This window comes from Avrilella dinanensis, assembly GCF_002807015.1.
Taxonomy (GTDB): Bacteria; Bacteroidota; Bacteroidia; order Flavobacteriales; family Flavobacteriaceae; genus Flavobacterium; species Flavobacterium dinanensis.
In genome coordinates this window covers 702029-713826 of sequence record NZ_NIPO01000001.1, presented here as the reverse complement: position 1 = coordinate 713826, position 11798 = coordinate 702029, and the positions used below count along the sequence as shown (strand labels likewise).

Below are 11798 nucleotides of genomic sequence, written 5' to 3'. Positions count from 1 at the left end.
TTTAGTTTAAAGTTAGCTGTGACTGAAATCTGATAGCTAAAATCTGACCACTTTAAAAAAAAATGTGACTTTTTGAAAAAACGTTGTCTAATATAACAGCTAGGGAACTAGAAAATACTTGACAGTGTTATTCGTCGGGGCTCATTGATTTGAGTTCCGATTTTTTTATTTAACTTTGCAAAGTGCGAGTATTGAGTAAGAAATTTTCGGTATTTATAGCCATTGCGTTATGGTTTGCCATGAGCTTTCAGACAGTTCATGTGTACAGCCATTATGTCGAAAATCAAAAGCACGCTGCTCAGCAAGACAACCACCATCACGACAAATGTTACGTCTGTGATTTTCATTTTTCGCCTTATTTATTGTCCAGTCCGGTTGATTTTCAATCTTTGGAATGGCATTTTAACAAAGTCGAATATACTTTTTCAACCAGTGGTTATCATCATTTATCCGAATTTTATTTTTCGCTTCGCGGTCCTCCGGTTTTAGGTTAATTTCTTTTTTTATTAATCTAAAATATACAATCATGCACAAATATCTATGGATTTTAATAGGTATGTTGGGCGTAAGTGTGTATGCACAACACAATGTGCAGGGCAAGGTATCAGATGAATTTCTTGAGCCACTGCCAAACATTGCCGTTAGCATAAACGAACACACAACGCAAACAGACGAACAAGGCAATTTTTCCTTAAACAATCTGCCGGAAGGAAACCTTAAACTAACCGTTCATTCGGAACAGGTACTTATTTACCAAACAGAGGTAAAAATTCCGACGGTCACTTTTGTAAACATCGTTCTGCCTTCTGAATCGGAAGAGCTGGAGGAAATGATTATTCATACCACCCACGCGAAAACCTACAACGAAACCGTTGTCAGCAACCGGAATATCATTGAAAACTATGCCGGAAGTCTGGCTTCATCTCTGAAAAATGTGGCAGGCGTACAATCTTCAGACATCGGTTCAGGAAACTCCAAACCGATTATCCGCGGGCTGGGGCTCAACCGCGTGGCTGTTAGTGAAAACGGTATTAAGCAGGAAGGGCAGCAATGGGGTGCGGATCACGGACTGGAAATGGACGCTTTGCAAACCGAAAAAGTAGAAATCATTAAAGGTGTGGGTGCGATTGCTTATGGCGGCGATGCTATCGGCGGTGTAATCCAGATTCAGAATGATTCTATCCCTGCCAAAGATGGTTTTTCGGGTTCTGTACTGATGCACGGTCAAACCGTTAACGAAGGTTTCGGATTGTCTGCCACGTCGGCTTTCAGGAAAAATAATCATTTTTTGAAAGCTAAGTTTTCTGTACAGGATTATGCCGATTTCAAAATTCCGACTGACCAAATACGATATCTGAACACTTATATTCCGGTAGATAACAACCGACTGAAAAACACTGCCGGCAACGAAAAATCAGCTTATTTGCAGGGTGTTTTTTTTAATGATAATTTTAAAAACATTCTCAGTTTGAGTTTTGTAGGTTCAAAAATCGGATTTTTTCCGGGTGCCCACGGAATACCATCGGTGGATTCTGCCCGTCAGGACGGTAATTTCAGAGACGTTGATTTTCCGTTCCAAAAGGTCAATCACTTTAAAGTAATTAATCAATCTGAATGGAAAAAAGATGCTCACACCTGGTTTTTGAATATCGGTGTACAGCATAATCATCGGCAGGAATGGAGTGAGTTTCACACACATTACGGCAATCAGCCGAGACCAACGAATCAACCTGATTTGGAACTCGATTTCAGATTAACCACTGCCGATATCCAGGCGAAAGTAGCTATTGAGCAAGGAATCTATCATCAAACAGAAATCGGGTTGCAACACAATTATCAGGTTAATCGTGTGGGCGGATACAGCTTTCTACTGCCGGAATATGACCGGAGCAATGTCGGGATTTTTGCCCAGCACCATTGGGACGTTACTCAAAAATGGCAAATTGACGCCGGCTGGCGATTGGATTATACACAAATGGATATCGCTCCTTATTTCGACGAGGTTCTGTATGAATATTTTACGCAAAGAGGCTCGGCTGATGCCACTGATTTGGCTCAGCGAAGTACAGCAATTGACCAATCGTATCTGCAACAGAATTTCGCTTTGGGAACCCGCTACCGATTCGATGATGACTGGTCGGCAAGGGCTACTTTTTCGACCAATTTCAGAACACCGACAGCGATTGAATTATCTGCCAACGGTATCCATCACGGAGCATTCAGGCATGAGAAAGGCAATCCGAATCTGAGTCCGGAAAAAGGATTTTCGTCCGAAATCGGGATTTCGTTTGAGAAAAACGACTGGTCGATAGACTGGAATCCGTATGTTTACTATTTCCGGAATTATATCTATTTAAAACCGAGCGGACAGTTTTCGCCTTTGCCTCATGGCGGGCAGACTTATACCTATGACGAGTCGAAAGCTTTGCTCTATGGTTTTGAATTTGTGGCGAAAAAAAGATTTGACAACTGGCTTGTTCAAGGAACTTTTGAATACCTTAACAACAGGCAAATTGTCAACGGAAAGATTGATTATCCGCTACCGTTTACTCCGCCGATTAATGCTTATGGTTCGGTGGAATATGTATTCGGAGACTTAAAATCTTTCAGAAACACAACGGTACAAGCCTCTTTCCGTTGGGCAAATGAACAGTCACAAATCGCCCGGAACGAGGAAATCACACCGGGTTATACCACTTTTGGGTTATTGTTTAAAACCCGAATATCTTTAAAAAACTTCTGTCCTGATATTCAGCTTCGGGTAGATAACTTACTGAATACCAAATATTACAATCACGCAAGTTTTTACAGAGCCGTAGAAATCCCTGAACTGGGCAGAAACATTCAATTAATCATAAAAATACCTTTTAGTTAATCTTTAAAATAATAATAACATGAAAAAAATAGCAATTTTAAGTATCGCAGCATTATCGTTCATTGCTTGTAATAATGATGACAACAGTTCTTTGGACCAGGAAAAACCTACCGTAGAAATCATTACCCCTACCGACCATCAGGAATATGAGCCGGGAGATAACATCAACATTCAGGCATTGCTGACGGATAATGAATCTTTGGCAAGTTATAAGATAGAAATTCATAGTGCCGGAGACGGGCACACCCACTCTCATAGCGTTTCAAGTGCAGACGACCACGACTATGTGGAATTTCATTATGAAGCTGATTATGAAATTAATGGCACTACTTATGAAGTGAACCAAACTATTCCTATTCCGGAAAATGCGGAAGAAGAGCATTACCATGTAGGAATATTCGTATTGGACAGCTCTGGTAACCAAAACCAACAATTCATAGAAATTTTTATCGGTCATGAGCATGACCACCACGATTAATCATTTTTATGGTCATAAAAAACACGGATATGAAATTTCATATCCGTGTTTTTTTATGATTCCTTTTTTTCCACACGAAAGGATTGCTTTACCAATCGCCAGCTCAAGTCCTACGGAAATCGAAGATTCGACGAAGTCAATGACAATCGTCGTGTTTAAAGAGTTTTACTGAGTTTGAAAATATATAATTATCTGATGACCTCTAAAAAATAATTTTACAAATCTAATCTTTATCAAAACCACGACAATCTGGTTTAATATACATGACAAATCCCTAAAACTTTGTAAAAATAGTAAGTTTTAGGAATTTTGTGTATCTTTGCAACATGAAAACTATAATAAGAAAAAACTATTTAAACACGCTTTCTATATTGAAAGACAGGAACCTAATTAAAGTTGCCACAGGCGTTAGACGTTGTGGTAAATCAACTTTAATGTTACAATTTCAGGATTTATTACGTACTGAAAACCCTAATGTTTCAATTTTGGCTATCAATATGGACGTGCCTGATTTTCGTTTTCTTGCCGAAAAAAATTGGAAAGAAATTTACGATTATATCGTTCAAAACCTAAAAAAGGGCCAAACCAACTATGTTTTTATAGACGAAGTGCAGAATGTCCTCGAATTTGAAAAACTTTTGGAAGGTTTGTATGTTCATCCTGATATTGACTTGTATGTCACGGGTTCAAATGCGTTTTTGTTGTCTAGCGAATTAGCTACTTTACTTACAGGCAGGGCATACGAAATCAACGTGTTGCCTTTTTCCTTTGCCGATTATTTAGAATATACTGAAAAAACAGCAAACCCCGACAGAGCATTTTCTGAATATGTACAAACAGGTGGTTTCCCGGAAGCTGTGCGACTTTCAAACGCAGGAAACAACTTTGCAAACGAATATCTGCAAACCGTTTTCAAAAATATTTACGAAAATGATATTTCTAAACGATATACAATCTATGCAGAAGATTCCTATCAGGAAGTTGTTAATTTTTTGATTGACTCCATCGGGTCAAGTGTTTCAGCAGGAAATATTTCAAAAGTTTTAACCGCTAATAAAAAGAAAATTGACAACAAAACCGTCTCAAAATATATCAATACACTTGTAGAAGCCTATTTGTTTTACAAAGTAAACCGCTACGACATTAAAGGAAAACAACATTTGGCAACACAAGAAAAATACTATTTGGTTGATTTGGGCTTTCGTAATGCCTTACTTGGAAAAGAACTGGCTTCGGACGGGGGTCATTTGCTCGAAAATGTGATTTATCTTGAGTTAAAGCGAAGAAATTATCAGATTTGGATAGGAAAAACCGATAATTTAGAGGTTGATTTTGTAGTACGAAATAGTGAAGGCTACACGCAATATATTCAGGTTTCACAAACGGTGCAAAACGCTGCAACGCTCGCTCGTGAATTAGCACCATTTGACCGTATTCCCGACCATAATGAGAAAATTCTCATCACAATGGATTACGAAACAGGAACGCATAACGGCGTAAAACAATTAAACGCAATTGATTGGCTGCTAAACTCGTAAAATAAGGTTCACTTCTCTGCGTTTTTGTTTTACAAATAATCGTATTGAATTCATATTTATACCATTTCGGGTATAAAATAAAATTAAACCAAGTCATTATACCCTTAAAGGTATATTCAGATGTTGTCAGAATAAACGTCAGTTCGAGTAACGAAACGAAGTGTAGTGTATCGAGAACTTCTCGACACAATTTATCTTACAACTCGCCGTATTTTTCCTTATATCTCAGAAGTTCATTCTCGGTAACATGCAATAATCTCTCCAGTAAATTGATTTTGTCTTCGTATAGTTTCGTAATCAGTTCGGCATCTCCATTAATAACACTTCCATTATTACTTCCTTTTACATTATTAAAACTATTAAAATAACGTTGGCTATTGGATGAAAAATAATCAACCCGAAACAGCTATCAGTCAAATCATAGATTTCAATCTGGATGAAACAAAATTACTGTCCGAAAAGGGCATACGTAATATTAGGAATTAATTAAAAGACTTCTCCACCATCGGGTCTTGCTGTAATAACCAAAGATAATAATCCTCCGCTGTTTTTAACTGATTGATATATTCTGCAGTGAGGTAAAACAAGATGTTTTGTTTATGGCGGTCGAGGTTAAAGGTCAATCCGTTTTCTTTGAGATATATTTTTAGCTCATCAAAATACATCGGATTTTCACTCAACCTGTCAGCGATTTCCTGTGAAGAAAGCTTTTCTAACTGATTTCTTTCGGTATCTATCTGCTGAAAAACAAAATGACTAATCATGGCTGTTTTCATCAAAAGCTGAATGGCGTCTTCTCCGTGTTTGTTTTTAACCGGCACAAAAACATCTGGTACAATTCCACCACCACCATACACAATTCGTCCCTTCAAAGTACGGAACTGTAAACTATCTGCCAGGTGAATACTATCTCTTTCATACAGTTCTCCGGTTTCAAAACGATGTGCAATTTCGGTCTGATAGCTGTCAGATTCGTGATAAGGCTTTTGGATAGAACGCCCGGACGGTGTGTAATATCTGGCGGTCGTCAATCGTACTGCCGAGCCATCACCCAGATAAATTTCTCTTTGTACCAATCCTTTTCCATAAGAACGTCTGCCGATAATCGTTCCGCGGTCGTTGTCTTGTACTGCACCGGCGATAATTTCGCTCGACGAAGCTGTATTCTCATTAATCAAAACAAACAATTGCCCTTTTTCAAACATACCGCTTTCGGTAGCAATATGTTGAGATTCTTTACCTTTTTTGTTAATCACTTTGACGATTTTACGCCCCAAAGGCAAAAATTCATCTGCAATTTGAATAGCAGGTTCCATATATCCGCCTCCGTTATCCCGCAAATCGACAATCAATGTTTTGATGTTTCTTTTGATGAGCTTATCCAATCCGTCGGCAAATTCGGTATGCGTTGTTTCAGAAAACCTGTTTACTTTGATATAACCGATAGTATCACGGACAACAACTGCCACATCTACGCTTTTAATAGGTATGGCTTTCCGGGTAACTTTTGTATTGAATGTTGTGTTATTCTTTTTTCTGAAAATTTTCAAATCAATAGATGAATCTTGCTCTCCACGCAAAACTTCCGTAATAGAATCTGATGAAATATGGTTCCCGAATATTCTCTGATTACCGGCATACAATATTCTGTCGCCCGCCTCGATACCAGCTTCTTTCGCCGGGCCTTCCGGCAATGATTTAATCACGGCTAATGTATCATTAAAAATATTGAAAGTGATGCCGATACCAACAAAAGAGCCTTTCATGCTTTGCTCCACATACTCCAATTCGTCTTGGTTGATGTAAACCGAGTGCGGATCCAATTGCCCGAGTATATTATTAATAGCCAAATCGACAACAGCATCAGTATCAACATCATCTACATAGTCTGTTTCAATCAAATCCATCAGACGGTTGATTTTCACTCTCGCCTGATTGTCTGAAGAATAAGTAGGGTTGATTTTCTTCTGCAAAAAACTGCCCAACCACAGACCGACAATCAAGGCTATGGCAAGAAGTAGTGGTAATAAGTAGTTGTTTTTTTTCATTTAAATATCAGGATATTGTAGTACCTCCACACCGGCTTTTTTCAAAAAATCAATTCCGGAATTATCTTTGTAGTCATAGATGTAAACCACCCGGGTAATTCCAGCCTGATGAATCAGTTTGCTGCATTCTTTGCATGGCGACATTGTGATGTACAAAGTGGCTTTGTCACAGCTCTGGGTGGACTTGGCAACCTTGAGTATCGCGTTAGCTTCGGCATGCAAAACATACCATTTGGTTACTCCGGCATCATCTTCACAGCAATTTTCAAAACCGGAAGGCGTGCCATTGTATCCGTCCGAGATAATCATGCGGTCTTTGACGATAATCGCCCCGACTTTTTTTCGCTGACAATAAGACAACTGACCCCACTCCTTCGCAATCCGAAGGTAGGCAGTATCGTATCTTTTGGTCTTATCTGTTGATTGTGAACTCATCTTTTTATTATAGCATTCTTCCTTGTAATGAAATGGCAAAATTAATCAATGGTTTGATTAAAAAACATTTTATCCGAATTTATTTTTTAAAGACCTAACATTCTAAGTCAGAAAAAGTTTGACTCGCTAAAAATCTAACAATCATTCCATAAAAAAAGTGGCTTCAGCCACTTTTATCAAATATTTTTCAACCAGTTTCGCACGGCCACTTTTTTATTCAGTAAATCGGTCAAATTATCAATAGACACGCGTTCCTGCTGCATGGTATCTCTGTCTCTTATCGTTACTGTGCGGTCTTCTTTGGTCTGGTGGTCAACCGTAATGCAGAATGGCGTCCCCAAAGCATCTTGCCTGCGATAACGACGCCCGACAGCGTCTTTTTCATCATACGAAACGGCAAAATCCCATTTCAATTCATCAATGATTTCACGGGCAATTTCAGGCAAACCGTCTTTTTTTACTAATGGCAGAATCGCTGCTTTGTTTGGTGCTAAAACCGCCGGTAATTTTAATACGGTTCTTGTCGAACCATCTTCCAAGGTTTCTTCCTGCAATGATTTAGAAAACACTGCCAGAAACAAGCGGTCAAGCCCTACGGAAGTTTCTACCACATACGGCACATACGACGAATTGGTTTCCGGGTCAAAAAACTGTAATTTCTTGCCTGAATGTTCTTCGTGTGCTTTCAGGTCGAAATCGGTACGGGAATGAACTCCTTCCAACTCTTTAAATCCGAATGGGAAATTAAATTCAATATCGGTTGCTGCATTGGCATAATGGGCTAACTTTTCATGGTCATGGAAACGATAATTTTCTTTTCCTAATCCTAATGACAAATGCCATTTCAAACGAGTTTCTTTCCAATGTTCATACCATTTCAGCTCATCACCGGGTTTGACGAAAAACTGCATTTCCATCTGTTCAAATTCTCTCATTCTGAAAATGAACTGTCGAGCAACGATTTCGTTACGGAATGCTTTTCCGGTTTGGGCAATCCCGAAAGGGATTTTCATTCGTCCGGTTTTTTGCACATTCAAAAAGTTAACAAAAATTCCTTGTGCTGTTTCCGGACGTAGGTATAAATCCATCGCGGTATCTGCCGACGCACCTAATTTGGTACCAAACATCAAGTTGAATTGACGAACGTCTGTCCAGTTTTTGGAACCGGTTTCCGGATCGGCGATTTCCAACTCTTCAATCAAGGCTTTCACATCTGCCAAATCTTCATTTTCCAAGCCTTTTGCCATTCTTTCCAGAATTTCTTTTTTCTTCTGCAAATAGCCGACAACTCTTGGGTTGGTATTGACAAACTGTTCTTCGTCAAAATCATCACCAAAGCGATTTCTGGCTTTTTCGATTTCTTTCTGTGCTTTTTGGTAGATTTTTTCACAATAATCTTCGATAAGCACATCGGCTCTGTATCTTTTTTTGGAATCTTTGTTGTCGATTAACGGGTCATTGAATGCATCAACGTGACCAGAGGCTTTCCATGTGGTCGGATGCATAAAAATAGACGCATCAATACCTACAATGTTTTCGTGTAGCTGCACCATCGCTTTCCACCAGTATTCTCTGATGTTCTTTTTTAATTCTACACCATTTTGCCCATAATCATATACGGCTCCGAGTCCGTCGTAGATTTCGCTGGACGGAAATATATATCCGTACTCTTTCGCATGCGAAATCACATTCCTGAAATTATCTTCTTGTTTTGCCATGGTGCAAAAATAGCAAAAATCCGGAGATTTGAGGTAAAAAGCAATCAGATTTCAGCCATCAGCTACAGTTTTCAATCGCAGCTAACTTTAACCCTGAAACAAAAGAAAACTAAAACAATATCAAACACCCAACACAAATCATATCTCTTTAATGCGACTGAGTAAAATCCAGCCTTCGGTTGCGTCGGGAAGTTGGACCTTTACCCATTTTCCTTCTGTTTCTTCGATAAAAACTTTGGTTCCTTCATTGATGATTTTGATGGTCTTGGAAATGCTTCTGCCCTCCGCTTTGATGGCAGTTTCGTTGTTCATCACGATAGCATATCTTTGAGTTTGCTTAAATTTATTTTCCTGATAGGCAAATAAAATTCCCAGCAAGGCTACGAAAACAGCCAATGTCATTCCTGTAAAAAACAATCTTTTTCTGTTGCTGTTTTTAGCAAAATAAAACAACAGGAAAAAGATGGCTCCTATCCACAAAAAAGCAATAGCAAAAAAAGCCCATTCTTCTGTCGTGAAGAAACCTATCGTTTGATGCCAGATATCTGTAGATGTGTATATTTGCTGATTTTCAAATTCATCTAACCGTGTTTTTTCGGCAAACTTCAGGTTGTTTTTTGCCTCGGCAAAATCAGGGTCTGCCTTAATGGCTTTTTCGTAATAATAAATACTGTTTGCTGTATTTCGTTGCTGGTAATAAGCATTTGCCAGATTGAAATATACTTCTTTTGGTGTTTCTTCATTCAACAGAGATTCATATACCTCTATGGCTTTTTCATAATTTTTCTGTTGATAGAACTGATTGGCTTGATGAAACAAACTATCAGCCTGAGCAAACAAAACAGAACTATGGATTAGTGTCAGCAAAAATAATATCAGTTTTTTCATTTCACTAAGCTTTTATTTGTTTGTCTAAACTATCAATAATTTGTACGGCATGTTCAAAATCCTGTTGCATATTCTGAATATCAAACGGCGAATAACGTGCCATTTCACAGGTGTTTTTCAACGTAATAAACTGATTGATATCTTCTTCGCCAACTTCATTTTGCACTAACAATTCAGAAATATTATCCACACTCATTTCCGAGGTTTCTATGTGTAATTTTGCTTTTAGGAAATTATGCAGACATCTTTCCAGTGCTTCATAAAACGGTTCTTTGTCTCCCATTTTCTTACGAGCTTCGCTGAGATATTTTTTAGCTAAACGCTGATGCCTTTTGTTTTTGATTCCTTCTGTGTCTGACAGCATTTTGTTTCGCCATCGGGTAACGCCAACAACAGCCGGAGCCATGACTATCGGCAAAAACAACCAAACATAAAATCTGGTTGATTGCCAGAAATCATCACGTTGGATTTCGACCCAATCGGCCTCTTCAATAATGTCGATAAATTCATCAGCATTTTTCAGTGCATCTTCATCTGAAACGTTTGACGGCAAATCGGGTCCTTCCGGTACGTCAATCACAATTTCGTCGGTAGTAACGGTTTTGTATTGTTTGCTTTTCGGGTCAAAATAGCTGAAAGTCATCGGTTGAATAGTGTATTGCCCTTTGTATTGCGGAACAATCACATATTTTTCGGTTTTTGACCCGCTCATTCCCGACGAAAAGTTTTTATTAATGTTTTCAATCAGCTCAGGTTCATACATTTCCAAACTTGCGGGTGCAACAGGTTTAGGTAGAGAAAACAATTGCAAATTACCGTTTCCTTTTGCCGTAACCGTTAATTCGACAGGTTCGTTGGCATTAACAGTAGTTTGACTGACTGTTGCCGTAAAATCAAACTGCCCGACCGCTCCGGTGAAATCAGTCGGCTGATTGTCTAACGGCAAAGGTTTGACCTGTATTACTTGCGTGCCTGTTGAATATTTTTTCTTGTTTACAGTTACTTCCGGTCTGCCAAATCTATCATAATTTCCGGTAGCTTCTTCCACCAACATATCAAATTCCAGTGGGTCGATGGTCAATCGTCCATCTTTTTGTGGCATCAATACTGATTTTTGTATAGTTGCCACTCTAAATTCTTTGCCTTGATAAGTTGTTGTAGCAATATTTAATTCTTTCTCGCTTACCGTATGATTCCAAAAACCATCAAACTGTGGTGTAGTTAGCAATTCCATTCGTCTGATTCCGGCAAGGTGGCTTACATATAATTTATAAGTCACTACAATTGGCTCATTGACGTAGGGGCTATTGTTGGAAACCTCAGCCACCAAATGGATACCTTTCCCCCAGTTTTCCTGATTAACCGGAGGTTGTTGTTGTCCTCCAAAAAAATCGTCCCAAAGGCTTCGCGGTCTTTGTCTTTGCGGGCGTGGTGGCTCTTCCACAGCATCGCCAACTTCAATGGTAATTGGCTGAGATTGATATTTTTTACCTTCGTACTCTATGGTAGCTTTTCCAATGGTTAGTTTTCCTTTTTTCTTGGGTTTGAGATAAAAACTGTATGATTTTTCATAAGAATATCTGCCATTAATAATCGTTTGGCTGGAAGATTGCATCGGTCCGGCTACAATTTCAAAATCTTCCAAATCGGGTAAAGATAAATTATCGCCATCGGCATTCATTACCAGACGCAACTCAACCGCCTGATTAATCCCTATAGATTGACGACTCACTTCTGCCCGAAACTGAAACTGAGCCATCGAAGCAAAGCTGGTGCATAATGCTAAAAACGTATATATCAAATGTTTTGTGTGCATGG

General features: G+C 38.8%; 9 protein-coding genes. 4 read left to right on the top strand and 5 right to left on the bottom strand.

Annotation, left to right across the window (positions count from 1 at the left end):
* Positions 1-191: 191 nt before the first annotated feature.
* The 4 genes from CDL10_RS03495 (at position 192) to CDL10_RS03475 (ending at position 4891) form a co-directional block, all read left to right on the top strand.
* Entirely contained in the window at positions 192-494 is a 303-nt protein-coding gene (locus CDL10_RS03495; protein ID WP_100677257.1) for a hypothetical protein, read from the top strand.
* A 32-nt stretch (positions 495-526) separates the two neighbouring features.
* Complete coding sequence (locus CDL10_RS03490) at positions 527-2875, top strand: TonB-dependent receptor (RefSeq protein WP_100677256.1); 2349 nt, start codon at positions 527-529, stop codon at positions 2873-2875.
* A gap of 19 nt (positions 2876-2894) precedes the next feature.
* Positions 2895-3353, top strand: coding sequence for a DUF4625 domain-containing protein (locus tag CDL10_RS03485; RefSeq protein ID WP_100677255.1), 459 nt, complete (start codon positions 2895-2897; stop codon positions 3351-3353).
* Positions 3354-3679: 326 nt separating this feature from the next.
* The gene (locus tag CDL10_RS03475; protein WP_100677253.1) at positions 3680-4891 is read left to right on the top strand and encodes an ATP-binding protein; all 1212 of its coding nucleotides are present in this window, start codon (positions 3680-3682) and stop codon (positions 4889-4891) included.
* Positions 4892-5373: 482 nt separating this feature from the next.
* Here the strand turns inward: CDL10_RS03475 and CDL10_RS03470 are convergent, their stop codons facing one another.
* The 5 genes from CDL10_RS03470 to CDL10_RS03450 form a co-directional block, all read right to left on the bottom strand.
* Complete coding sequence (locus tag CDL10_RS03470) at positions 5374-6939, bottom strand: S41 family peptidase (protein ID WP_100677252.1); 1566 nt, start codon at positions 6937-6939, stop codon at positions 5374-5376.
* Positions 6940-7374, bottom strand: a complete 435-nt coding sequence (locus CDL10_RS03465) for a deoxycytidylate deaminase (protein WP_100677251.1) — start codon at positions 7372-7374, stop codon at positions 6940-6942.
* 176 nt (positions 7375-7550) lie between these two features.
* Positions 7551-9092, bottom strand: coding sequence for a glycine--tRNA ligase (locus tag CDL10_RS03460; protein ID WP_100677250.1), 1542 nt, complete (start codon positions 9090-9092; stop codon positions 7551-7553).
* 138 nt (positions 9093-9230) lie between these two features.
* Positions 9231-9980 carry a tetratricopeptide repeat protein gene (locus CDL10_RS03455; RefSeq protein ID WP_100677249.1) on the bottom strand — a complete coding sequence of 250 codons (750 nt, stop codon included), beginning with the start codon at positions 9978-9980 and terminating at the stop codon, positions 9231-9233.
* Positions 9981-9984: 4 nt separating this feature from the next.
* Positions 9985-11796, bottom strand: a complete 1812-nt coding sequence (locus tag CDL10_RS03450) for a BatD family protein (RefSeq protein WP_100677248.1) — start codon at positions 11794-11796, stop codon at positions 9985-9987.
* Positions 11797-11798 lie beyond the last annotated feature (2 nt).